Here is a 24,574-nt window from a genome sequence, read left to right on the forward strand (position 1 = left end):
TTTAACAAACCAATAAAGCGTACATTTGTTATGAATAAATAGCAAAATATGGGGCTTATAATGTTCACAACGCAAATTCATCAAACCAACAAGGTTGCCTTAGAGCCACTTAAACTCAAACATCTCGAGGGTCTATATCAAGCAGGTAAACACCCACAAGTTTGGCAGTGGGTATTAAGTAATTACACACAAACCCAAGTTAAGTTGGAGCAATGGTTTACACATAGCGCGCAGTTTAATCAAAACGAGCAAGTGGTTTTTGCCATTATTGATAAACATTCACAGCAAGTTGTTGGCACAACCCGTTTATTTAGGTTAGACAGTAACAACTTAAGCGCTGAAATTGGCCATACTTTTATTAGCTTCACTGCACAGCGAACATACGTAAATACGCATGCAAAATATTTACTTCTGAGATATGCATTTAATCAACTTAATTTAGTACGGATTAGTTTTAATACCCATGAGCACAATCAACAATCACGCAATGCCATTGCCCGTTTAGGCGCTAAGTTTGAAGGAATAGCCCAAAAAGACCGACGTCTAGAAGATGGTTCATATCGCAACACCGCAAAATTCAGCATTATTGACGAGCAATGGCCAGCTATAAAGTTACGACTTGAGGAGCTATTATAATGTACCCACCCGAGCACTTTATGCAAAAAAATACCGAGCAATTGCATGCGCTTATTAATAATTTTCCATTAGCAACAATTTTTATGCCCTGCTCAAATAGTCAATTAAATAACATTTGTCATGTACCTATGTTATTCAACTCTTTAGAAAATATGTTTATTGCACATGTAGCAAAGCATAATCCACTATCAAAGCTTGATAATAAACAGGTGAATTTACTCTTTAATAGTGACAATTGCTATTTATCACCCTCCTATGCGGATAATCAAACATTGCCTAGCTGGCTTTACGCATCGGTGTTAGTGACTGCAAAAGTACATATTATTAAAGATGAGCTAAAAAAAGATCTCGTAATGCGAACCCTTACTAGTCATTTTGAGAAAACATTTGAGCCTGAGTGGAAAATTAATGAAGTGCCTGAGCAGCATCGCAATACAATGTATCAACACCTGAGTTTTATAGAGCTTACGCCAATTCACTGGTAAGGTAACTTCAAACTCAGTCAAAATAAATCAGCCGCTATAAGAAATAAAATAAAACAAAGTCTGGTAGATGCCAATAAGCACTCAATAGCGGCCTTGTTTTAGGAATGAAAAAAGGCTCCTCGCAATGCTCAGAGCCTTTGGTTAACTTTGGGAATTAACTCGGTTCATTGATCAGATGATGATCAGTTTAGCGCCACTAACTGTGGCGCAATTGTTTGATAATCTACCGCCATGGCAATACTCAAAGCGGTAATATTAATAATTGAAAACGCAAACACTTGGCGTGCCCAACGGGTGGTGTCTATGTTGTAGCGATACCCTCTAAGTGCCATGAGTAACCACCAAAAACTAGTGATACAGGCAACGGCCATAAAGGCAGCACCGGTATAACCACTAATTGGCAATAGCATCACCACTAAAGCATATACGGCAATATAAAGCACAATATGGCGCTTAGCTTTATTAACACCTTGTGCCACGGGCAATACTGGAATATTAGCGGCTTGGTAATCCTTAAAGCGAAAAATAGCAATTGCATATGAGTGCGGCATTTGCCACAAACTAAACATCACCAGCAGTATTAATGCGCCCATATCGAACACACCCGTAACGGCGCAATAGCCAACAACAGGTGGAACTGCGCCCGACAGACTACCAATAAAGGTGCCGTAAACAGAGTTGCGTTTCATGTAGAGGCTGTAAACCCCTACATAGATGACATAGCCAAAGGCGGCAAAAAATACCGCCGCTTGAGTGGTAAAGGCGATTAATAAGCCAAAGCCAATTAGCCCTAATAACACGCCATGGCTTAAAGCGGCTTTTGCAGACATTTCGCCCGTTACAGTCACACGTGAGCGAGTACGCGCCATGGCAACATCAATGTCTCTATCAATAACATTGTTTATGGCACATCCCGATGCAACAACAAGCGATAAACCAACCAAGGTAACCAACATTAACCATGGGTCTATATCACCGCGGGCGGCGAGTAAAAAACCACCGGCAACGCTGATCAAATTCCCCATAATAATACCTGGCTTAGTAACAGCTAAATAACGACGAAACATCTGAAACCTCTAATACATCATCATTGCGTTTGATTCATAAATGATCCAAACAGACAGTCCAACCACCATGACGATGATCAACGCGCTAAACAAGAAGGTAAAGGTATTTGCTTTACCTTCATCAGTGGTGAAATTAAGGTGTAAAAAGTATTTTAAATGCACCCAAATTTGCACGATTGCTAAAGTAACAATACTCCAAAGCGTGGTGACCTTTGAAAAGTCGCCCTCCATCACCATCCAAAATGGAATGGCCGTTAAAATCACTGATAAGACAAAGCCAATCAGGTATGTTTTAACACTACCATGTGATTGATCATGATGTTGGCTTTGCATTTGCTCTAAAGCATGTGTTTCGCTATGGCTCATTACATTGCCCCCATTAAATAAACAACGGTAAATACACAAATCCACACAATATCTAAAAAGTGCCAAAATAAGCTTAAGCAACTTAAGCGCGTGACGGTTTGTTTACCTAAACCGCGCTTAATCACCTCAATCATCATTATGCTCATCCAGATAAGGCCTGCAGTTACATGTAAACCATGCAAGCCCACTAATGAGAAAAACGATGTTAAAAAAGCACTTTGCTGTGGGCCATTGCCATGAACAATTAAATGATGAAACTCATAAATTTCCATACCAATAAACACCGCGCCTAAACAAAAAGTGACCGCGAGCCAACCAAGCGTCAGCGCCTTTTTTTGCCCTTGAGCGGCAATCATGGCAAAACCAAAAGTAATACTACTTATAAGTAGCGCCGCAGTTTCAACGGCAACAAAATCAAGCTCAAAAATATCTTTGCCCGATACACCGCCTGCGGTGTTCATATAAAGCACTGCGTAGGTTGCAAAAAATGAGGCAAATAAAAGGCAATCGGTCATTAAATAAAGCCAAAAGCCAAAGATTGTATCGCCTGAGGTATCGTGATGTTCATGCGTATGATTTACGCTATGAGGCTCTAAATTTACATGGCCTTGAGTTGCAGATAACGTACTCATGCGCTTACCTCCTTCGTGTTACTGGCAATATGCGCGCCTTCAATTTGTAATATTTCATCGTTTTGCACGTAGTAATCTACATCACTGGTGTAAGCACGGTTAATAAACAGCGCAATCGCGCCAATAAAACCAAGCCCTGCTAGCCACCAAATATGCCAGATCATGGCAAAACAAAACGCCGTTAAACTCGCAGCAATAAACACACCCGATGCGGTATTTTTTGGCATATGAATTGGGCTATAGCTAGATTTACCTTGATAAGCTAGGCCTTTTTCTTTCATATCAGTCCATGTATCAATATCATCAACATGCGGGATTTCAGCAAAGTTATAGTATTGCGGTGGTGATGACGTTGACCATTCAAGGGTGTGACCGTTCCAAGGATCGCCAGTGGTATCATCAAGCGCTTCGCGGTTTTTAAAGCTCACATATAGCTGAATAACTTGGCAAATAATACCGAACATAATAATCACGGCACCCACCGCAGCAATATAAAGCCAGATATTCCAATCAGGATTATTAGAGTGGTTTAAGCGACGCGTCATGCCTAAAAAGCCGAGTACGTACAATGGCATAAAGGCTACGAAGAAACCGATTAACCAACACCAAAATGACGCTTTACCCCAACGCTCATCAAGCTTAAAGCCCATTGCTTTTGGAAACCAAAAAACAAACCCGGCTAAGTAGCCAAATACTGCGCCACCAATAATGGTGTTATGAAAATGAGCGATTAAGAATAAGCTGTTATGCAATACATAATCGGCACCAGGGATTGCCAGTAATACCCCCGTCATACCACCAATACTGAAGGTAACCATAAAACCAAGCGTCCAAAGTACCGGTACAGTAATGCGCAAACGGCCACGGTAAATAGTAAACAACCAACTAAATAACTTAACCCCAGTAGGCACAGCTATGACCATGGTCATCACCCCAAAGAAGGCATTTACATTCGCGCTTGACCCCATAGTAAAGAAGTGGTGTAACCATACAATAAAGCCAAGAATAGAAATGGCACCGCTGGCATATACCATCGATTTATAACCAAATAAGCGTTTACCAGTGAAGGTCGATACTATTTCAGAGAAGATACCAAAAGCTGGTAATACTAAAATGTATACCTCTGGGTGACCCCATGCCCAAAACAGGTTGATATACATCATGGCGTTTCCGCCTGCTTCATTAGTGAAGAAGTGAAAATCTAAATAACGGTCTAGCGTTAGCATGGCAAGCACTGCGGTTAAAATTGGAAATGATGCCGCAATTAAGATATTTGCCCATGTACATGCCCATGTGAAAATTGGCATTTTCATCAGTGTCATACCAGGGGCACGCATTTTAAATACTGTCACTAGGAAGTTAACAGCGGTTAATAGCGTACCGAGCCCCGATATTTGCAAGGCCCAAATATAATAATCGACCCCCACCCCAGGGCTGAAAGTCAACTCCGACAACGGTGGGTAAGCAACCCAGCCTGTTTTAGCAAATTCACCAAATATCAGCGATAGATTTATTAAAATGGCGCCACTGGCAGTAAACCAAAAACTTAAATTATTTAAAAATGGAAAAGCCACATCGCGAGCACCAATTTGCAGTGGTACAACAATATTCATTAAACCAATCATAAATGGCATCGCCATAAAGATGATCATAATAACGCCATGGGCGGTGAATATTTGGTCGTAATGTTCTGGTGGCAGGTAACCTGGTGCGCCACTGGTAGCAAGCGCTAACTGCGCACGCATCATAATAGCATCTGAAAAACCACGAAACAGCATGATTAGCGCTAATAAAATGTACATAACGCCTAAGCGTTTATGATCAACCGAGGTGATCCAGTCGCGCCAAAGCACACCCCATTTTTTATATTTTGTTATTAGCCCAGCTATAATAAGCCCGACAACAGCAATCACCGCCATGGTCACCATGATAATAGGTTCATGAAACGGAATTGCATCTATAGATAATTTACCTAAAAACGACATGATTATTCCTCGCCCTGGCTGTGTGATGATGGCATTAAATGATTACCCATTGCCTGATGCTCATTACTCATCTGCTGATGTTTACCCATCGAGTGGTGTTTTTTGTTCATATCGCCATGCGCCTGCATGTATTTCATCACTATGGTATGAAATAAACCGTCATCAACCTTGCCATAATAAGCGACGGGATTGTTTTCACTCGCTTTGGCAAGCTCAACATAATTGGCATGAGTAAGGCTATTAGCGTTGGTTTTAACCTGTTCAACCCACTGGTTAAAGTCCGCTTTTGTTGGTGTTGCGATGGCATTAAATTTCATACCAGTAAAACCCGCACCACTGTAATTAGCCGAAAAGCCTTTAAACGTGCCTGGCTCATTAGCGATTAAATGCAGCTTAGTTTCCATGCCCGCCATTGAGTAAATTTGACTACCTAACTGGGGAATGAAAAACGAGTTCATGGTACTTTCTGACGTGATTTTGTATTCAACCGGAACATTAGCAGGAAATACCAATTCGTTTACCGTAGCAATACCTTGCTCAGGGTAAATAAATAACCACTTCCAATTAAGTGACACCACTTCAACAGTTAAGTGTTCACCTTTACCCTCTATCGGTTTATAAGGGTCAAGCTCTTGAGTTGACTGCCAGGTGATCACACCTAAAATAACAACAATAACAATAGGAACCGCCCATACAACAGCCTCAATCTTATTAGAGTGAGCCCATTTTGGTGCGTAAATTTCATGGTTTTGTGTGTCTCTGTATTTCCAAGCAAAATATAAAGTCATCACAATAACGGGGATCACAACTAACAACATAAGCACAGTGGCGATGATGATCAGATTTTTCTCATCAATACCTATCTGCCCTTTTGGGTCGAGTACCCCGCCATTACAGCCTGATAAAATCAGCGCCATACTAGCTAAAGCAATATTAAAAAGGTTACGAATTAACAAGGGACTATCCTAAAACCTAAAGAGTTTTTATTAGCTGCCAAAAATATTTAGCAACGATATTTGATAAAAACCCAAGTTAATTAAGATTGAATTACAAATAATGCAGAGCGAATGCAAGCATGAAGTATTGACTACTGGCTTAATAAAAAACACCTAGCAGAACCAACCCAGCTTTTTTAAACACATTAATATAACGCAATAAAAATTAACTTGGGTGAGGTGTGGTTGGCTGAGAGTGTGTAAAAACACTAAGCTACAATGAAAGTAATCGTTATTTACAGCAAGAATAAATAATTAGATACCACAGGTGTAACCTATACCCATAAAAATTAATGGGTAAACAGACAACCTGTAAAGCTAGGTGGAGCACGACAACCATGTGCAGCTTGCACGGGTTGCTGAACTTTAGCCTCGCTAAAAGCAAAGGCTGCTTTACGGAGGATTATTCCAGCACGACGCGCTGGAAACATGTGGAACAATAGCCAACAAAGGCCAATAAGTAACTGACACGATAAGATAGGATGAGCTAAAAATTCGGCAATAGTCAGTAATAATGGCTCTATAAAAAAGCCATCACTGATCAATGCTTCAAGCCTAAAGGCATCCTCGATAGCGCCACTAAGCAACATAACGGCATTAAAAACTAATAATGTTACAGCCACACTCACGCCTCTTTTCGCTTTATTAAAGCGCTCATGCAACACTGACTTACCTAAGGTAAGCAAAGCGCTGGTATGAAACAAAGAAAATGAGTTCAAAAACATTAACCTATTAAAATGACTAATAACAAAATTAGGTATACCGTGGCAACAAAAACAAGTTGCAGCCGTTAAGCCTTATACAGTGACATGAAATACAGTCTCAACGCATTAGCACTATTTTGCTAAGCTAGATTTGATCCGCATCAATAGAACTTTCAAAACTTACTGAAAGTTCGGGCATGAGTATAACAAAGAGAGTTTTCTGTTCAAGATAAAAACACGATTATTTTATCAGCTGGTGATTTATTTATGGCGATATAAATAAAAAACCTCCCGTAGTGAGCTACGAGAGGTTTTTTGTTTAAACAGAAATAAATCTATTTAAAGAATTTGGTTTTCTTTCCATACTTGCTCTTTGGCTAGACGCTTTTTGCGTTTATCGCATGGATCATCGCAATCACATGCTTTATCAATACCTACAGAGCCTAAGCCTCCGCAGCTACTCGCCATCGATTTTCTTTGAACTATCATGCCTATCGCCATCGCAGCGACAATTAAAATAAGTAAGCCAAAGGTTAGAAAAAAAAGTGACATTGCTTAGCCCCTATTGTTCAGCAATAAAATGAGCTCAAATAGCGTATTTGAGCTCTTTACATTATATACCCTCATGCTAAGGATATAAACCTAAAGACTATAAATAAGGCTTAAACGCAGGACTTGAATAAGTGACTAAACCATCAGGCGATTTGGCAATTAAATACACTGGTAAATCATGCTGCTGCGCATAACGTTGTGCTTTTTCCATTCCCATAACCGTTAAAGCAGTCGCTAAACCGTCGGCCGTCATAGCGCTAGGGTGTAAAACTGTAACAGAAACTAAGTCATGCTTAATTGGCATCCCTGTCATAGGATCAATAAGATGAGTATAGGTTTCGCCATCCATAGTATAAAAGATTCGATAATCACCCGAGGTGGCAATACCGTTATTACCTGGTGCAAGTACACGGTGTACTTTTCGCTCACCTGGGTTAGCATCAGGTTGTTCAATTGCTATTCGCCATGCTTGATTGTCTGGTTTTGTACCAGCAATACGTAACTCCCCGCCAATCTCAACCATGTAATCTGTAATGCCTTTGCTTTGTAATAGCTCAGCCACTTTATCAATACCATAGCCTTTTGCTGTAGCTGAAAACGACAATTCTAAATCAGCCATCGTTTTTGCTAAGCCTTGCTCGTTAAGGACCAACTTATCTATACCAATGTTATTGATCATATTTGCCAGAGCTTCATTCGTTGGGCGCTTTGTTGGTTTTTTATCTGGGCCAAACCCCCATAAATCTATCAACGGCCCCATAGTCACATCTAGGGTCTTAGTTGAATTACCTATACGCATAGATTCACTAATAACTGCCCTGAAGTCATCACTGATTGGCATTACTTCGTTGGCATCTAAACGGTTAAAGGTGTTTATTTCTGAATCTTCGATATAGGTCGACATAGACTGGTTGATATCAACTAAAACCGCATCGATTTCTGCTTGTACTGCTTGGGGGTCAACTTGCTCAGCGTAAAACTTAATGTGGTAAGTTGTACCCATCGTTTTACCTTCTAAGTAGGTTTCCTCTGGGACTGATTTTCCACATCCAGATAACAGTAAAGTCAGCGTGATTATAAATAAGGCGATTATGCCCTGGGGAGTATTTACTTTGTTCATAACAACCCTACTTAATAGGTTAAAAATTAATATAAAAAAGCCTCGTCACATAAAATGCGACGAGGCTGGTATTTTAACTAAATTTAATCAGTTTGGGTATTAGCCACCGAAATCATCTAGTAAGATGTTTTCTTCTTCAACACCTAAGTCTTTAAGCATAGTGATAACAGCCGCATTCATCATTGGAGGACCACACATGTAGAACTCACAATCTTCAGGCGCTTCGTGATCTTTAAGATAGTTCTCAAATAACACGTTATGGATAAAGCCAGTGTAGCCTTCCCAGTTATCTTCTGGTTGCGGATCTGAAAGCGCAGTATGCCAAACGAAGTTTTCGTTTTGCTCAGCTAGGCCGTCAAAATCTTCAACATAGAACATTTCACGTTTAGAACGCGCACCATACCAGAAACTAATTTTACGCTTAGAGTTTAAACGCTTAAGTTGGTCAAAGATATGTGAACGCATTGGTGCCATACCTGCACCACCACCTACGAATACCATTTCAGCGTCTGTGTCTTTAGCGAAGAACTCACCAAATGGACCAGAAATAGTTACTTTATCACCTTCTTTAAGTGACCAAATGTACGAAGACATTTTACCACATGGTAGGCTTAGGTTTCTTGGCGGCGGCGTAGCGATACGCACGTTAAGCATGATGATGCCTTCTTCTTCTGGGTAGTTAGCCATTGAGTAAGCACGAATTGTTTCTTCGTCTACTTTTGACTCCAGATCGAAGAAACCAAAATGGTTCCAATCGCCACGATACTCTTCAGGAATATCGAAATCTGCATATTTAACATGGTGAGCTGGCGCTTCGATCTGGATGTAACCACCCGCACGGAACGGCACTGACTCGCCATCAGGAATTTGTAGCTTAAGTTCTTTAATGAACGTCGCTTTGTTATCGTTAGAGATAACTTCACAATCCCATTTTTTAACACCGAAAATTGACTCTTCAAGTTCAATTTCCATGTCGTTTTTAACATTAACCTGACACGCTAGGCGACAACCTTCACGTGCTTCACCTTTAGAGATGTGGTCAAGTTCAGTTGGCAGAATATCACCGCCGCCTTCTTTAATGTGTACGCGACACTGGCCACAAGAGCCACCGCCACCACATGCAGAAGATACGAAAATACCTGACTCAGATAGTGCACCTAATAGCTTACTACCTGCTGATGTTTTAATGGCTTTGTCTGCATCGCCATTAATGCCGATGATGATATCACCGCTTGCAACTAGCTTAGATTTAGCACCAATGATGATTAAAACTAGTATTACAACGATAGCGATAAAAACACCAACGCCTAAGAAAATATCCATGATTGACCTCGCTATTATTACAGTGAAATACCAGAGAATGACATAAAGCCAAGACCCATCAAGCCAACAGTGATGAAGGTAATACCTAAACCACGTAAACCATCTGGTACGTCTGAATACTTCATTTTCTCACGGATACCTGCAAGTAATGTAATTGCAAGCGCCCAACCCACACCAGCGCCAATACCATAAACAACAGACTCACCGAAGTTATAGTTACGCTCAACCATGAAGGCTACCGCACCAAAAATTGCACAGTTAACTGTGATTAGTGGTAGGAAAATACCTAATGCGTTGTAAAGTGGTGGGAAGAACTTATCTAATGCCATTTCAAGAATTTGCACTAGTGCTGCAATAACACCAATGAAAGTTAAGAAACGTAAAAAGCTAAGATCTGCTTCTGGGTAACCAAGCCACTCTAGTGAACCTGGTGCTAATACCGCATGGTAAACCAAGTTGTTAACCGGTACTGAAATACCTAATACAACAATAACCGCTACACCTAGGCCAATTGATGTAGTTACTTTTTTAGACACGGCTAAGAAAGTACACATACCTAGGAAGAATGCTAACGCTAAGTTTTCAATAAAAACGGCTTTTACAAATAAACTAATATAATGTTCCACTTATCGCCCCTTACGCTTTAGCTTCTACTTGGTCTTTCTTATAAGTACGAAGTACCCAAATGAATAAACCAATGATGAAGAATGCACTCGGTGGTAAGATCAATAGACCCATAGGTTGGTACCAACCACCATTTTGTACTAATGGAATAATATCAACACCAAATAGTGAACCTTTACCGAATAACTCACGAATAAAGCCAACAGTAAGTAACACTACAGAGTAACCTAAGCCATTACCTATACCATCAAGGAAAGACATTAATGGCGGCGACTTCATTGCATAAGCTTCAGCACGACCCATTACGATACAGTTAGTAATGATTAGACCAACGAATACTGATAACTCTTTTGCCGTAGCGTAAGAGAAAGCTTGTAGTACTTGGTCAACCACGATTACTAATGATGCAATAATCGTCATCTGTACGATGATACGTACTGATGAAGGGATATGGTTACGAATAGTCGAGATAAAAAGGCTAGAGAATGCAGTTACCAAGGTCAATGCAATTGACATGATTAATGCATTTTTTAAGCTAGACGTTACCGCTAGCGCAGAACAAATACCAAGTACTTGTAATGCGATTGGGTTGTTAGCGAAAACTGGACCAAATAGGACCGCCTTCATTTCTTTAGTATCAGCCATTAGTTCAATGCTCCTTTACGTACTTTCGCAAGGAAAGGGCCAAAGCCATTTTCGCCAGTCCAAAAATCAACTGCATGGTCAACACCATTAGACGTTAATGTAGCACCTGAAAGACCATCGATCTTATGCTCATCACCGGCTGCAGTCCCTTTAACGATTTGGATTGGTAACTCTTTACCTTCCCACGTTGCAGTCCACTGTGGGTTTTGAATTTCACCACCTAGACCAGGTGTTTCGTTATGTTTGTAGAAAATGATGTCTTTAATAGTTTCGCCATCGCTTTCAAGCGAGATAAAACCGTACATTAAACCCCATAAACCATAACCCTGAATAGGAAGGATGATTGCATCAGTAGAGCCATCGTCTTTTTTAGAGATATAAACAGGCGCACGCTTGGTAATACGTTGAATACCGGCGATGTCTTTAATACCATTCTCTTTTAAAGATTTACTTAAATCAGCATCGTATTTGCTTTTTTCAAAGTCAAAATCTTCTACCGGCTCAGCAAACTCACCACTTTGCATATCAACAAAGCGAGTTTCGATTTTAGCATCAAACGTTTCGGCAACGTTATCAACTTTGCCAATACCAGCAGCAGCTAAGATATTGCTTTGAATATCTTTTGCTTTATTTGCTTTTTGCAGAGGGCGTAGTTGTACAGACGTTAGCGATACAATAACTGCACACACTAAACATAATGAGACAACAACAGCTAGCGTTTTGCCAATTGATTCGTTATTACTAGACATTACGTGCCAACCTCCGCTTGATATTAGCTTGCACTACAAAGTGATCGAATAAAGGTGCAAACAAGTTAGCAAATAAGATTGCTAGCATGATGCCCTCTGGGTATGCAGGGTTAACAACACGGATCATGATAACCATAAAGCCAATAAGCGCACCGTATGCTAATTTACCTTTATCAGTAAATGCAGCAGATACAGGGTCAGTTGCCATAAAGAACATACCGAATGCAAAACCACCTAATACCATATGCCAGTACCAAGGCATAGCAAACATAGCATTAGTTTCAGAACCAATAGTATTTAGTATTGATGAGGTTACTACCATACCTAGGAATACACCTAGCACGATACGCCAAGACGCGATGCGCACGTAAATTAGGAATAAACCACCAATAAGTACAGCTAGTGTAGACGTTTCGCCCATAGAACCTTGAATGAATCCGTAAAACGCATTCCACCAAAGCTCAATATCAGTCGCGTAATTTAACGTACCAGCAAACGCTTGACCAAGCATAGTCGCGCCAGAGAATGAATCTACGGCAGTCCATACTGTGTCACCTGAAATTTGTGCAGGGTATGCGAAGAATAAAAACGCACGACCAGCAAGCGCAGGGTTTAAGAAGTTACGGCCTGTACCACCAAATATTTCTTTTGCGATAACTACACCAAAAGTAATACCTAGCGCAACTTGCCATAAAGGAATCGTTGCAGGCAGAATTAATGCGAACAATACAGAAGTTACGAAGAAACCTTCATTAACTTCATGCTTACGCACAGAAGCAAATAACACTTCCCAGAAACCACCAACAATAAAGGTAGTTGCATAAATAGGTAGGAAGAAACAGGCTCCGTAGAACATTTTCGCCCCCCAGCCTGCATCAACGGTTAATTCACCGCCAAGTAACTGGAATAAACCTACTTGCCAAATATTCGCTAGCTCAAAGCCATTACCAAGTGCAATTGCAGCTTGATGGCCAATATTGAACATACCAAAGAACATGGCAGGGAACGTCGCCATCCACACTAAAATCATCATGCGTTTTAGGTCGATGTTATCACGAACGTGAGTTGAACCTTTATTTACATAACCTGGCGTGTAAAAAATAGTCGCAGCAGCTTCATACAGCGCGTACCATTTTTCATGCTTACCACCTGGTTCAAAATGTGGTTCGATATCTTCTAAGAAAGTTTTTAAGCCCATTTTAGCCTTCCTTCTCGATCGTAGTTAAGCAATCGCGTAGGGCTGCGCCGTACTCGTATTTGCCAGGACAAACGAAGGTGCATAACGCTAAATCTTCTTCATCTAATTCAAGCGCACCTAATGAAATTGCACTGTCTAAATCACGAGACAATAAGTCACGTAATAAAAGCGTTGGCAAAATATCAAGTGGCATAACACGCTCATAGCTTCCAAGTGGAACCATGGCACGTTTTGAACCGCCTGTAGACGTTGTCATTTTAAATAAACGACTCGGTGTAAGGTGAGACAAGAATGTACGCGTTACAGAGAATTTATCACTACCTGGTGCAATCCAGCCAAACAACTCTTTTTCGCGACCTTCAAGTAATACAGATACTTGAACGTGGTAACGGCCTAAGAATGCATGAACACCAGACGACGTAGCACCTGCAAGTACAGAACCAGAAATAACACGGTTATCACCGTCTTCTAATTCACCTGCTACTAAGTCATCTAATGAAGCACCTAATTGTGTTTTCACTAAACGAGGATTCTTAACACGCGGACCTGCAAGCGAAATCACACGGTCTGTGTAAATTTCACCAGTAAGGAAAAGGTGACCATACGCAATAACGTCTTGGTAACCAATGTGCCAAACTTGCTTACTAGCAGATACTGGGTCAAGGTGATGGATATGAGTGCCAACAAGGCCAGCTGGGTGCACGCCACCAAACTCATGTACTTCTACTTGAGCAATAGGTGAACTAGGAACTTGACTGCCTGCTTGCTTACAAACAAATACTTTGCCATCGGTTAAACGTGACACAACAGCCAAACCTGCTTCAAACGCTTTCGCATTTTCAGCAATAACTACTGCAGGATCTGCAGCAAGTGGATTGGTATCGATAGCTGTCACAAAAATAGAGCTAGGATTTGCATCCAACGCCGCTATTTTACTAAATGGGCGAGCACGAAGTGCTGTCCATTGACCCGATTGAACTAGTACTTCTTTAGCTTTTTCACGGTCTAAGCTATTAAGCTCAGTTTCCGAGAAAGAACCAAAGGTGATTTGCTCACTGCCGTTTACTTCAATAACAACAGATTGCAGAACACGTTTAGCACCGCGATTAATTTCTTTTACTGTACCAGAAGCTGGTGCAGTAAATAATACGCCTGGGTTCTTTTTATCTTCAAAAAGTACCTGGCCTTTTTTGACTTGGTCATCCACACGAACATGCATGGTTGGACGCATACCGATAAACTCTTCACCTAGCACAGCTACACGTTTGACGGCAGAACCATCATGAATAACTTGCTGAGGTGCGCCCTCTAAGGGTAAATCCAGACCTTTTTTTATATTGATCATACGCACTTGCACTACATTAACGGAAAGAAACTGAAAAATCGTACCAACCACGCCGCTATTTGTATTATTGCAAGCTATAAAATGACTCGCTATAGATACCAAACAAGCAGCGCAGTAAAACTCCTCACATATTGCTTTGATTTTAACATTATTGTGACTGACTATGCGAGTGTATTTATGAAAATTATACGAGAGAAACGTTTATTTAGTTTTGTAATTCATAATTAATAAAATACAAGCTAGACCAAAGTGGTAAATAAACCAACAAATAGCAAAATTTTTTTCAAATCAAGGCTAAAAAACAAAAAAGTCGCACTAGGCGACTTTTTCAAAATTGCATTACTAGCTACAGATTAATCAATCATATTTGCAATTGGCGCAACAGGATTAACATCTTGCTCGTAATCAACCGTATCAATGCCAAAACCAAATAGGCGTAAAAACTCATTATGGTAGCCCACGTAATCCGTTAACTCATCAATTGAACTTGTGTCTACACTATCCCAAATAGTTTGAACACGTGCTTGAACGTCATCTTCCAGCTCTTTGTAGTTTTGGAATAAATGTCCGCCCTCATCAAAACGTGGTGAATCACCGTATAGGTTTTCATTAAATAACGCATGAATTTGCTCAATTGTGCCCTCGTAAGTGCCATCAGCCTTCATCACTTTAAATAGTGCCGAAATGTAAAGCGGCATTATTGGGATTGCCGAGCTTGCTTGGGTAACAACCGCATTAAGTGAAGAAACGTACGCTTCGCCATTTAAATCTTCGGTAGCTGCTTTAATAGCTGCAGTGGCACGGTCTAGATCTTCTTTTGCCTTACCTATGGTTGCATGCCCATATATTGGCCAAGTTAGTTCTTTACCAATGTATGTGTAAGCCGTTGTTTTAAAGTTATCTGCTAGTACATCAGCGTCTTTAAGGGCGTCAATCCACATTTCCCAGTCTTCGCCACCCATTACTTTAATGGTGTTGTCGATATCGTCTTGGTTTGCTGCTTCAACAGTTACTTCATCAATTTCACGCTTTGACGTATTTAAGTTTTTAGTCGTTACCGCATTACCAATTGGCTTAAGTGTTGAAGAAAACACTTCCCCTGTATTTGGATCAGTACGACGAGGTGATGCTAAGCTGTAAATAATACAGTCAACTTTACCTAATTCAGCTCTAATGGTGTCGATTGTTTTTTGTTTAATTTCGTTAGAAAACGCATCACCATTAATATTTTTAGACCATAAGCCTTCAGCTTCAGCGGCTGCTTGAAATGCCGCCGTGTTGTACCAACCCGCAGAGCCTGTTTTACGTTCAGTGCCTTCTTTTTCAAAGAACACACCCAATGTTTTAGCGCCACCACCAAATGCAGCGGTAATACGAGATGCAAGGCCATAACCTGTAGACGCACCAATAACTAATACATTTTTAGGCGCATTTTTTAATGCTCCTTGCTGCTTAACAAAATTAATTTGTTCTTGAACATGCTCTGCACAGCCAACTGGGTGTGCATTGGTGCAGATAAATCCGCGAATTTTAGGCTTAATGACCATTGATCATCCTATATCTTTTACAATAAAAATTAGCGCTAGTTTAAAGGCTAAAACAAAAAAAACTGATCTGATCAGTTACGCACTGCTCAAACCACCTTCTAGCTACCTGTTAACCAATTTTTGAGCCACCCATACAATTAGGCGATTGCGGTGCCTCTCCGTCGTGCTCGGTAAACTCTTCAGGAGTGTATGTGTGCATAGCAAGCGCATGAATATGGTTTGCTAACTCATCTTTTAAAATTTCATTAATTTCACGATGACGCTGCAATAGTCGCTTACCAGCGAATTCTTCACTGACTACAATCACTTTAAAGTGAGATTCAGTCCCCGCACTGTGCATATGGCTTTCGTTAATAACATTTAAATGCTTACACGCAATAGCATTTGCTAGCTTGTCACGTATTTGTTGTTGCATTGACATAAAAACCACCCTCAAAATTCAGTTATATGGTTACTATAACAACTGCGGCTACACCATGGCTAATGCTATTTAAGTAATGTAGCGAAACGTTAAACTGATCCGCGGGTGTTTAAGTGTTGTTTGTTTTGGTAGCGCATGCTGGTAATTTTGTTGGCTCTGTCCGCTCATTATTAAACAACTACCACTTTGTAATTTGATGTTAGTAATGCTGTTGCTTACTTTGTGTTTAAGTTTAAATAACCGTTCTGCACCAAGCGACACACACGCTATGGTAGGCTCAGGCCCTAGCTCAGCCTCGTCATCGCTATGCCAACCCATACAATCGTGGCCATCCCGATAATAATTAACCAAAATTGAGTTAAATGGTTGCTGTAGGTGATTTTCTAAACGTGTTCGCATGGCAAGTAATACGTCTGGCCAAGGCTCTAAGTCGAGTTTATGCCCAGAATAACCGTACTCAAGATTTTCTTCGCTGATAAAACATTGTAGCCTAGGTATTGGCCCCGTTTTACCAAACACTGTAATGTTTGGCTGTTGCCAATTTAGGTTTTGCTGCAAATAATAAAATAAATCGAGGCTTTTTTGTGCGCTAAGTACCTTACTTTGATAAGAAAAGCCATTTGGTAACAGTTGGGGGTTGGCGTTTGGCGGTTGCATGTTAGAATTTACCTATCATTTGATTACCGATCATTAAACTATTATGACTACGCAAGCTACGCTCGGCGATAACACTTTTACTCTTGAACGCTTTCCTTTGGATCAAAAAAACCGCAGCTTACAAGCGTGGGATTCAGCAGACGAATACCTTATTGACTATGTTAATGAACACTACCCTGATTGTCGCTCGTTACTGATCTTAAACGACAGTTTTGGTGCACTTAGCTGTTACTTTAGCAAGCAACAATTAACAGTTTGTTCAGTAAACGACTCATATATTAGCCATCAGGCAGCTGCTTATAACTTAGCGGAAAACAAAATCGCGACGACTGCGTTTAGCCAGCTTGATAGTTTATCGGCTCTACCTGAGCAAGTAGACCTAGTGTTGATAAAAGTACCACGCACGTTGGCTTTTTTACAATATCAGCTATCTGAATTAAGCGAGGTGCTCGCGCCAGATACGCCAGTTATTGGTGCTGCAAAAACTAAAGACGTGCATAACTCTACTATTAAAGCATTTGAAAACTTTATTGGTGAAACGAAAACAAGTCTTGCAGTAAAAAAATCACGTTTAATTATTAGCCAAGCCGCTGGCGGTTATAAAGGCGCAGATTTCCCAGTCAGCTGGCCACTTGAAGGCACTGATTTTACAATAAGCAATCATGCAAATGTGTTTTCGCGTGATTCACTTGATATAGGTGCGCGCTTCTTTTTTAATTATTTGCCACAAACAAATAAAGCCAAAAATATTATAGATTTAGGCTGTGGTAATGGCGTGGTTGGCTTAATGACATTAGCGCGCTGCCCTAATGCTAGTATTAGCTTTGTTGATGAGTCGTATATGGCGGTTGAATCAGCTCGACTCAACATTGAATTAAACATGGAAGACAAGTTTGAACAATGTACCTTTATAGAGAATGATTGTTTAACCGACTTTGAACGTGAAAGTGCCGATATTGTATTGTGTAATCCGCCATTTCACCAAGCACAAGCGGTTACCGACCACATCGCGTGGCAAATGTTTAAACAAGCAAAAGACACATTAAAAGAAGGTGGCGAGCTGCGTATTATTGGCAATCGTCATTTAGATTATCATGACAAACTAAACCGTATGTTTGGTAACTGTACTTTATTAGGCTCTAATAAAAAGTTTGTGGTACTCAGCGCAACTAAAAATAGTGGAACGTTATAAATGAAACTCATAAAGATATTATTGAGCTGTTGTACTTTAGTGGTTTTTTCGGGATGTGCCAATCAGCCTAATCAGCTTATTCTCAACCCTGTGTATAAAAGTGGACAAATAAGCTCAATCAATAACAGCTTAAACACCAGCGTGATTGATTTACGTGGTGACAGTGCAACCTTAAAGCTTATTGAATCAAGCAAAACAAAAACCATTGCCAGCACGGGTATTACTGAGTCAGTTAAAAGTGCGCTAGACAGTGCGCTTAGTCGCAATGGCGCTAGCATTTCTAATTTAGCGCAATTGCGCTTTGAGTTAGATATTAATGCACTGCAAGCTGTGGTTACAGAAAAGCTAATGAGCCATACCAGTGATGCCAAGATTGAATTTGAAGTACGAGTGATTCGCCCTACAAGTAATTTCAGTAAGCGTTATAGCGGTAATGCTAATTTATCTGGACCACTTGGTCATGATAGGGCAAAAATTGAAGGTCAGCTCAATAAGTTGACTGAGCAGTTAATTACCCGCATTGTATCTGACCCTGAATTAATTGCATTTTTAGAAGGTTAATAATGAAGCAACTTTTTTTAATCTGCGTAAGCTTATTTTTTAGCGTAAATAGTTTAGCGGCACAAGAAGGCCGCTTTGTGCAAAAAGATAATATTTTCCCTCGAGTAGAAATTGTGACATCGTTGGGCAGTATTGTGGTTGAGCTAGACCGCTCAAGAGCCCCTATTACGGTCAATAACTTTTTGACTTATGTGTCTGATAAAAGCTATCAAGGCAGTGTGTTTCATCGTGTAGAACGCGATGTAGAAAATGATCGTGATTTTGTAATTCAAGGCGGTGGTTATGATAAAGATTACGATGGCCTGCATGAAAACGACCCTATTTTTAATGAAAGCGGTAACGGCTTAACTAACGATATGTATAGCATTGCTATGGCCTATCAAGATCGAGAACCACACTCAGGAACGCGTCAGTTCTTTTTTAATATGGATGACAATGACCATTTAAACCCTGGACGTGATTGGGGATTTGCCGTGTTTGGCAGTGTTATAGAAGGTTATGAGACGCTCGATAAAATCATGGCTGTAAAAACGGGTTTTAATGACAAAATTGGCTACAACTTTGTCCCTGAAAAACCGGTTGTTATATTAAATATCAAGGTGCTTGAACAAGTTCCTTTATAACTTTTTATCAGAGCAGCTTTGGCTGCTCTTTCTATGAGCCAATGAGCCCCTATGAATAGCACACTTTCTGTTCGCGAATATTTTTCTTATTTTAAAGATAAACGTTTAATTAATGTTTTTATATTTGGAATGAGCAGTGGTTTTCCGTGGGTGTTAATTGGCTCGGTAATGTCGGCTTGGCTTAAAGATGAAGGTTTGAGTCGCAGCATGATAGGCTTATTTGGCATTGTGTTTGGTGCCTACAGTATCAATTTTTTATGGTCGCCTTTAATAGACCGCACTAAACTGCCCTTTTTGTACAACTGGCTTGGTCAGCGCCGCAGTTGGATCTTGTTTTGCCAAAGCTTTATTTTGCTTGGCACGTTACTACTTGCAGGGCTTGATCTAAAAGCAAACCTAGCGATTGCCGCCGCACTTTGCTTGCTGATCGCCATAGCCTCTGCAACGCAAGATATTGCTATAGATGCTTTTCGAATAGACACTCTTAGTGAAAATGAATCTCACAAAGCCACCGCAGCCGCCGCAATGGCTACATCAGGTTGGTGGACAGGTTATGCTTTATTAGGGGCTGTGCCCTTTTATATGGCTGATATGCCAAACATAGACTGGCCGCAGGTCTATTATTTTTTATCTGCGATTATGCTGTTATTAATTAGCTGTGTGTTTTGGGCTAAAGAACCAAAATCAAACCGTGAAGCTGTTCATGCCGAGCTAGAGCGTGTTTATCTTGAAAAGCTTGCGGCAAGCAAACAAACACCACTAACGAAAATACTCGCATGGCTGGGTGTCACCGTGGTTGACCCATTTAAAACCTTTTTTGCTAAAAATGGGGTTAAAACTGCACTAGCACTGCTGGCGTTTATTTTCTTATTTAAAATTGGTGAAGCATTTTTAGCACGAATGTCGATTGTATTTTATAAGGAAGTGGGCTTTAGTAATACCCAAATAGCAAATTACTCCAAGCTAGGCACGGGTTTAATCACTATCGTATTTGCCTTTTTAGGCAGTATTTTTAACCACAAATATGGCATAGTAAAAGGCCTATTTATAAGTGGCATCGCCATGGCTGCATCTAACTTAATGTTTTCTTGGATTGCCTTAGCAGGACCGCAGGAACACTTATATGCAATGGCAATTGTAGTTGATGGCTTTACCCAAGCTTGGTCTTTAGTGGCGATGGTTGCCTTTATATCTATGCTGTGTGACAGAGCATTTAGCGCTACTCATTATGCGCTACTAGCATCATTGGGTAACTTAGGGCGTACGTTATTATCGAGTTATAGTGGCGTAGTTATTGATGATTGGCTGATGGGGAATTGGTCATTATTTTTTGTATTAACAGCGCTTATGGTTTTACCTTCATTGATATTTTTATATCTAATTAGGCACAAACTATATTTATTAGAGCAAAATTATCATAATAGGTAATACCTAATGCATCCCTGCATTAGTATTAGCTGTAGACGTTAGGTTTAACTTTACGATTACAGCCTAAAAGCGTTAATCAGCTTTAATTAAGCTTAATGCTTCATACGGGTCAACTTCTAATGCATTGCAATAGCGAACAAACTCAATCACATCTAAGCGACGTTCTTGGTTTTCTATTTTGCCTATAAAAGAATGTGGCGTACCCAATATTTGCGCTAAGCTGCGCATTGTGTAGCCTTTTTCATGGCGCTTAGTTTTAAGCCACTTTGTTAGCTTTGCATTTTCTTCCGAAGATACGGTTTTACCCATCATATACAACTCCTACTCGTTGTTTAACTATACATATTGCAAAGTGCTCAATGCCGTCAACATTGTAAGCCCACTGAGACTAACTAAGACACAGTGTAAACGCTTACAATTTAAACAAAAAAGATTCTCAAATATGTATTAACTCTTTATTATTGTAAAAATGAAACCTTGCCCGTCTCATTCTTGGATACATTATATACCATTCACCGTTGATCTGAATGATTAATTAGTAATTCTGCGATTAAAGTCTAACAACAAATATTTACTAAGTCTGAATAAGGTTAAATATTTTATAACTTTTTTGTTTCATTTAAATATAAGCTGTTTATTATTAAGGTCTATTGACCCTAACTTAAAGAGGTTAAATCATGTTTAGACTACTCTTTTTACTGCCTATTATTTTGTGCTTAGGTTGGTACTTTTTTTTACGCCATTATGCAATTCCAATAAAACAGGGTAAAAAAGGATTTATCTATATTTTAGTTTTCTCAACGTTTGTACTTGGTTTTTTTGTGTTAATGATGCAAATAACAGAATACAGCCCAACTGAGTTATAATTTTTTTGAACATATAAAAAAACCGCTTATTAAGCGGTTTTTTTGGATAACGATATTTTTATACGCTAAAACTAGCACCACAACCACATGTAGTGGTCGCATTAGGGTTTGAGACAAAAAAACGCGCCCCCTCTAATCCTTCGGTGTAGTCAACTTCGCCATCAACTAAATATTGGATACTCATAGGGTCAATGACTAAGGTAACCCCGTTTTTAACAATTTCTAAATCGCCAGGATTCGCTTTTTCATCAAAAGTAAAACCGTATTGAAAACCTGAACACCCACCGCCTGTGACATAAACACGCAGTTTTAGATCTGGGTTTTCTTCTTCGTCGATTAACTGTTTAACACGCACAGCGGCTGCGTCGCTAAACTTAATGGGTAATTCTTCAGACATCTTATAACCCTCAATACCTTAATACTAATGCGCGAGATTATCTAATACCTGAGTGTTTTAATCAAGTATAGTTAATCCTGCTTCTACGCTCCAATGCTAACATCGCTTGTTTAGCTCACTCTGTGAATAGGTGCAGTATAAATTAAATTTAAATTAATCTGTTGTTAAAAATCTCAAGGACTTCCCTAGACTATTTTGATAAACTTGACGCCTAAAAATGCTACGGGGAAATAAAGCATGTGGCTTGAGCGACTGAGACGTCGATTAGCAAAACCAAAAACATCCGTACAATTATGCTTATTAGGCGTAAGTGCCGGATTAATTGCTGCATTTTTTATTATACTGTTCCGCTTAACCATTTTATTTTTCCAAAGTTTATTTCTAGAAACCCCTGACGATTTTACCACCCTACCCACTTTAGAACGGGTATTAATGCCTTTAGTTGCAGCGTTATTAATAGCTACATTTGCGGCTTTCACTGGCTTTAAACATTACCGCTTAGGTATTCCTTTTGTAATACACAGAATCAAGCGCCATTACGGGCAAATGCCACTGTATAACACGGTTAATCAGTTTGTTGGTGGTGCGCTGGCACTGATCAGTGGTTTTTCTGTTGGCCGCGAAGGCCCATCAGTTCACATGGGAGCAGCAGGGGCAAGCATATTAGCAAATAAATTACACTTACCTCACAACGCTATGCGTACCCTCAGTGGTTGTGGCGTTGCCGCGGGAATTGCTGCGTCGTTCAATACCCCGCTTGCTGCGGTTATTTTTGTAATGGAAGTGGTGCTCAGAGAATACAAAGTACATATTTTTGTGCCAATAATGCTCGCAGCCGTTACCGGCGCATTAGCCACTCAATTTGTATTTGGTGAAGGCTCAGAACTTGCGCTAATAAGCATTGCGCCACTAAGTGGTTGGCATTACCCCTATTTAATTTTGTGCGGCATGGGGCTGGGCGCGGTGGCTTATGCTTTTAATCAAAACTTAATGCTGATTATTAAAACCTTTAAACCACTAAGTATGTTTCCTCGTTTAATAATTGCAGGGTGTATTGCCAGCTTAATTGCCTATGCAGTTCCACAAGCAATGGGCTCAGGGATGAGTGCGATAACCATTGCTGTAGAGTCACCTGAAAACATGCAACTACTTACCACTATTTTAATTGCTAAGTTATTAGCCACCTTGTTTGCTATTGGCTTAGGTATTCCTGGTGGGTTAATTGGTCCGGTTATTGGACTTGGCGTTTTAACCGGCACTTTAATGGCATTTTTTGCCCAGTTTATTAGCCCAGGAACTGACATAGCTGGTACTTATGGGGTGCTCGGCATGGCAGGCTTACTAGCTGCCACATTGCACTCTCCCTTAGCGGCACTAACTACCGTGATGGAGCTGACCTCTTCACCGGAAATTATTGTACCGGCGATGATCGTCATTACCACCGCCTACGTTACAGCTTTGCAGGTATTTGGTAACCGCTCTATATTTTTACAGCAATTAGACTTTCAGGGATTACCTTACCATGTATCTCCGGCCACTGAGGCATTACAAAAAGTAGGGGTGATGGATGATATGGATGAAGACTTTAAACTGCTCTACTCAGATGATAAAGAGCAAATAAAAAACAGTCTAGATGCCATGGACAGCCAAACACCGTTAATTGTATTTGACGATGAAAATGGTTATCGCCTAGCCGAATATGACTTAAGTTTAATGTCTGATCAGGCGGTGAATATAAAGTACATTAGCTTACAAGGTATCAGCAGCCAAGCCACCCTCGCAGATGCCTTTGAAATTTTGAATGATAAACGCAGTGGTGCACTTTATGTGTATAACTTATTAGATAATCAACAAATTATGGGATTATTAAGGTGGGATCAAATCCATCATATTCTAACCATACGTAACAGTTTACTTTAACAATAATGAGAACAGTATGAGCGCATTATTAATTTACAAAACCTTGCACGTATTTTTTATGATTGCTTGGTTTGCCGGTATTTTTTACCTACCTCGACTTTTTGTATATCACGCTATGAGTGAAGAAAAATCGTGTAACTCAATGCTAAAAGTAATGGAACGTCGGCTACTTTATTTTGTTACCCCCTTTGCTGTGCTTACCGCAGTGTTTGGCGTATTAACTATTGTTGAATACGGCCGCGAATGGTTTCGTTACAGTATGTGGCTGCATTACAAACTAGTGCTGGTAATCATTTTATATATTTATCATGGCTACTGTTTCAAATTATTAGCTGATTTTAAACACGATAGAAATACTAAAAGCGATCGGTTTTACCGAATTTTCAACGAGCTACCTGTTTTAGCGTTACTCGTTATAGTTGCTTTAGCCATAATTAAGCCAAGCTTTTAAATACAGGGTTATAAATTACACTGCCAAGTCGCAAACTAAGTTTGTATAATACGCGCGATTGCGTGCTCCTTTATGGATTATCGCG

At 40.1% G+C, this 24,574-nt stretch carries 28 protein-coding genes; 9 read left to right on the forward strand and 19 right to left on the reverse strand.

Annotation, left to right across the window (positions count from 1 at the left end):
• The first annotated feature begins 60 nt into the window (after positions 1-60).
• Together CWB76_RS03965 and CWB76_RS03970 are read left to right on the forward strand one after the other, a co-directional pair.
• Positions 61-636: a GNAT family N-acetyltransferase gene (locus CWB76_RS03965; protein WP_138605611.1), complete on the forward strand. Its 576-nt coding sequence runs from the start codon at positions 61-63 to the stop codon at positions 634-636.
• Positions 636-1,121, forward strand: a complete 486-nt coding sequence (locus CWB76_RS03970; RefSeq protein WP_349304267.1) for an FMN-binding negative transcriptional regulator — start codon at positions 636-638, stop codon at positions 1,119-1,121. The genes CWB76_RS03965 and CWB76_RS03970 overlap by 1 nt, the downstream gene beginning before the upstream one ends.
• Before the next feature lie 182 nt (positions 1,122-1,303).
• Here CWB76_RS03970 and cyoE read toward each other — a convergent pair whose 3' ends face one another.
• The 17 genes from cyoE to CWB76_RS04055 form a co-directional block, all read right to left on the reverse strand.
• A complete protein-coding gene (gene cyoE, locus CWB76_RS03975; RefSeq protein WP_008111919.1) occupies positions 1,304-2,188 on the reverse strand; it encodes a heme o synthase in 885 nt (294 codons plus the stop codon).
• A 9-nt stretch (positions 2,189-2,197) separates the two neighbouring features.
• Positions 2,198-2,554, reverse strand: coding sequence for a cytochrome o ubiquinol oxidase subunit IV (gene cyoD, locus CWB76_RS03980; RefSeq protein ID WP_008111918.1), 357 nt, complete (start codon positions 2,552-2,554; stop codon positions 2,198-2,200).
• Positions 2,554-3,186 carry a cytochrome o ubiquinol oxidase subunit III gene (gene cyoC / locus CWB76_RS03985; protein ID WP_138605613.1) on the reverse strand — a complete coding sequence of 211 codons (633 nt, stop codon included), beginning with the start codon at positions 3,184-3,186 and terminating at the stop codon, positions 2,554-2,556. The genes cyoD and cyoC overlap by 1 nt, the downstream gene beginning before the upstream one ends.
• Positions 3,183-5,171, reverse strand: coding sequence for a cytochrome o ubiquinol oxidase subunit I (gene cyoB / locus CWB76_RS03990; RefSeq protein WP_138605615.1), 1,989 nt, complete (start codon positions 5,169-5,171; stop codon positions 3,183-3,185). The genes cyoC and cyoB overlap by 4 nt, the downstream gene beginning before the upstream one ends.
• 2 nt (positions 5,172-5,173) lie before the next feature.
• Positions 5,174-6,127 (reverse strand): ubiquinol oxidase subunit II, encoded by a 954-nt coding sequence (gene cyoA, locus CWB76_RS03995; protein WP_138605617.1) that lies wholly within the window; start codon positions 6,125-6,127, stop codon positions 5,174-5,176.
• A gap of 329 nt (positions 6,128-6,456) precedes the next feature.
• Complete coding sequence (locus CWB76_RS04000) at positions 6,457-6,885, reverse strand: hypothetical protein (RefSeq protein WP_010391099.1); 429 nt, start codon at positions 6,883-6,885, stop codon at positions 6,457-6,459.
• Between the two features lie 324 nt (positions 6,886-7,209).
• Positions 7,210-7,422 (reverse strand): (Na+)-NQR maturation NqrM, encoded by a 213-nt coding sequence (nqrM, locus tag CWB76_RS04005; protein WP_010391098.1) that lies wholly within the window; start codon positions 7,420-7,422, stop codon positions 7,210-7,212.
• 97 nt (positions 7,423-7,519) lie between these two features.
• A complete protein-coding gene (locus tag CWB76_RS04010; RefSeq protein ID WP_138605619.1) occupies positions 7,520-8,542 on the reverse strand; it encodes an FAD:protein FMN transferase in 1,023 nt (340 codons plus the stop codon).
• A 99-nt stretch (positions 8,543-8,641) separates the two neighbouring features.
• Entirely contained in the window at positions 8,642-9,865 is a 1,224-nt protein-coding gene (gene nqrF, locus CWB76_RS04015) for an NADH:ubiquinone reductase (Na(+)-transporting) subunit F (RefSeq protein ID WP_008111899.1), read from the reverse strand.
• 17 nt (positions 9,866-9,882) lie between these two features.
• On the reverse strand, positions 9,883-10,491 hold the full coding sequence (nqrE, locus tag CWB76_RS04020; RefSeq protein ID WP_006791490.1) for an NADH:ubiquinone reductase (Na(+)-transporting) subunit E: 609 nt from the start codon (positions 10,489-10,491) through the stop codon (positions 9,883-9,885).
• 10 nt (positions 10,492-10,501) lie between these two features.
• Positions 10,502-11,134, reverse strand: coding sequence for an NADH:ubiquinone reductase (Na(+)-transporting) subunit D (locus CWB76_RS04025; protein WP_006791491.1), 633 nt, complete (start codon positions 11,132-11,134; stop codon positions 10,502-10,504).
• Entirely contained in the window at positions 11,134-11,883 is a 750-nt protein-coding gene (locus tag CWB76_RS04030) for a Na(+)-translocating NADH-quinone reductase subunit C (RefSeq protein WP_008111895.1), read from the reverse strand. Before CWB76_RS04030 ends, CWB76_RS04025 begins: the two co-directional genes overlap by 1 nt.
• Positions 11,876-13,081 (reverse strand): NADH:ubiquinone reductase (Na(+)-transporting) subunit B, encoded by a 1,206-nt coding sequence (locus CWB76_RS04035; RefSeq protein ID WP_008111893.1) that lies wholly within the window; start codon positions 13,079-13,081, stop codon positions 11,876-11,878. The genes CWB76_RS04030 and CWB76_RS04035 overlap by 8 nt, the downstream gene beginning before the upstream one ends.
• A gap of 1 nt (position 13,082) precedes the next feature.
• Positions 13,083-14,426: a Na(+)-translocating NADH-quinone reductase subunit A gene (locus CWB76_RS04040; RefSeq protein WP_054202028.1), complete on the reverse strand. Its 1,344-nt coding sequence runs from the start codon at positions 14,424-14,426 to the stop codon at positions 13,083-13,085.
• Positions 14,427-14,779: 353 nt separating this feature from the next.
• Complete coding sequence (gene fabV / locus CWB76_RS04045; protein ID WP_138605621.1) at positions 14,780-15,973, reverse strand: enoyl-ACP reductase FabV; 1,194 nt, start codon at positions 15,971-15,973, stop codon at positions 14,780-14,782.
• Positions 15,974-16,082: 109 nt separating this feature from the next.
• Positions 16,083-16,394 carry a BolA family protein gene (locus tag CWB76_RS04050; RefSeq protein ID WP_131690655.1) on the reverse strand — a complete coding sequence of 104 codons (312 nt, stop codon included), beginning with the start codon at positions 16,392-16,394 and terminating at the stop codon, positions 16,083-16,085.
• 69 nt (positions 16,395-16,463) lie between these two features.
• A complete protein-coding gene (locus tag CWB76_RS04055) occupies positions 16,464-17,051 on the reverse strand; it encodes an alpha-ketoglutarate-dependent dioxygenase AlkB family protein (RefSeq protein WP_138605623.1) in 588 nt (195 codons plus the stop codon).
• Between the two features lie 43 nt (positions 17,052-17,094).
• Here CWB76_RS04055 and CWB76_RS04060 point away from each other — a divergent pair, with 43 nt between their 5' ends.
• The 4 genes from CWB76_RS04060 to CWB76_RS04075 are packed head-to-tail and all read left to right on the forward strand — an operon-like array spanning position 17,095 to position 20,855.
• On the forward strand, positions 17,095-18,243 hold the full coding sequence (locus tag CWB76_RS04060) for a methyltransferase (RefSeq protein ID WP_138605625.1): 1,149 nt from the start codon (positions 17,095-17,097) through the stop codon (positions 18,241-18,243).
• Positions 18,244-18,804, forward strand: a complete 561-nt coding sequence (locus tag CWB76_RS04065; RefSeq protein WP_138605627.1) for a YajG family lipoprotein — start codon at positions 18,244-18,246, stop codon at positions 18,802-18,804.
• Positions 18,805-18,806: 2 nt separating this feature from the next.
• The gene (locus tag CWB76_RS04070; RefSeq protein ID WP_138605629.1) at positions 18,807-19,427 is read left to right on the forward strand and encodes a peptidylprolyl isomerase; all 621 of its coding nucleotides are present in this window, start codon (positions 18,807-18,809) and stop codon (positions 19,425-19,427) included.
• A gap of 51 nt (positions 19,428-19,478) precedes the next feature.
• Entirely contained in the window at positions 19,479-20,855 is a 1,377-nt protein-coding gene (locus tag CWB76_RS04075; protein ID WP_138605631.1) for an AmpG family muropeptide MFS transporter, read from the forward strand.
• A 72-nt stretch (positions 20,856-20,927) separates the two neighbouring features.
• Here the strand turns inward: CWB76_RS04075 and CWB76_RS04080 are convergent, their stop codons facing one another.
• Complete coding sequence (locus CWB76_RS04080; RefSeq protein ID WP_008111877.1) at positions 20,928-21,167, reverse strand: helix-turn-helix domain-containing protein; 240 nt, start codon at positions 21,165-21,167, stop codon at positions 20,928-20,930.
• Between the two features lie 365 nt (positions 21,168-21,532).
• On the opposite strand from CWB76_RS04080, the gene CWB76_RS04085 reads away from it, so the two are divergent.
• Complete coding sequence (locus tag CWB76_RS04085; protein ID WP_138605633.1) at positions 21,533-21,721, forward strand: hypothetical protein; 189 nt, start codon at positions 21,533-21,535, stop codon at positions 21,719-21,721.
• Between the two features lie 58 nt (positions 21,722-21,779).
• Here CWB76_RS04085 and erpA read toward each other — a convergent pair whose 3' ends face one another.
• Positions 21,780-22,118, reverse strand: coding sequence for an iron-sulfur cluster insertion protein ErpA (gene erpA, locus CWB76_RS04090; protein WP_002958911.1), 339 nt, complete (start codon positions 22,116-22,118; stop codon positions 21,780-21,782).
• Between the two features lie 237 nt (positions 22,119-22,355).
• Between erpA and CWB76_RS04095 the strand changes: the two genes are divergently transcribed.
• Together CWB76_RS04095 and CWB76_RS04100 are read left to right on the forward strand one after the other, a co-directional pair.
• Positions 22,356-24,038 carry a chloride channel protein gene (locus CWB76_RS04095; RefSeq protein WP_138605635.1) on the forward strand — a complete coding sequence of 561 codons (1,683 nt, stop codon included), beginning with the start codon at positions 22,356-22,358 and terminating at the stop codon, positions 24,036-24,038.
• Between the two features lie 16 nt (positions 24,039-24,054).
• Entirely contained in the window at positions 24,055-24,489 is a 435-nt protein-coding gene (locus CWB76_RS04100; RefSeq protein WP_010391077.1) for a CopD family protein, read from the forward strand.
• Positions 24,490-24,574: the final 85 nt, after the last annotated feature.

It is taken from the genome of Pseudoalteromonas sp. S1609 (assembly GCF_005887255.1).
Lineage (GTDB): Bacteria > Pseudomonadota > Gammaproteobacteria > Enterobacterales > Alteromonadaceae > Pseudoalteromonas.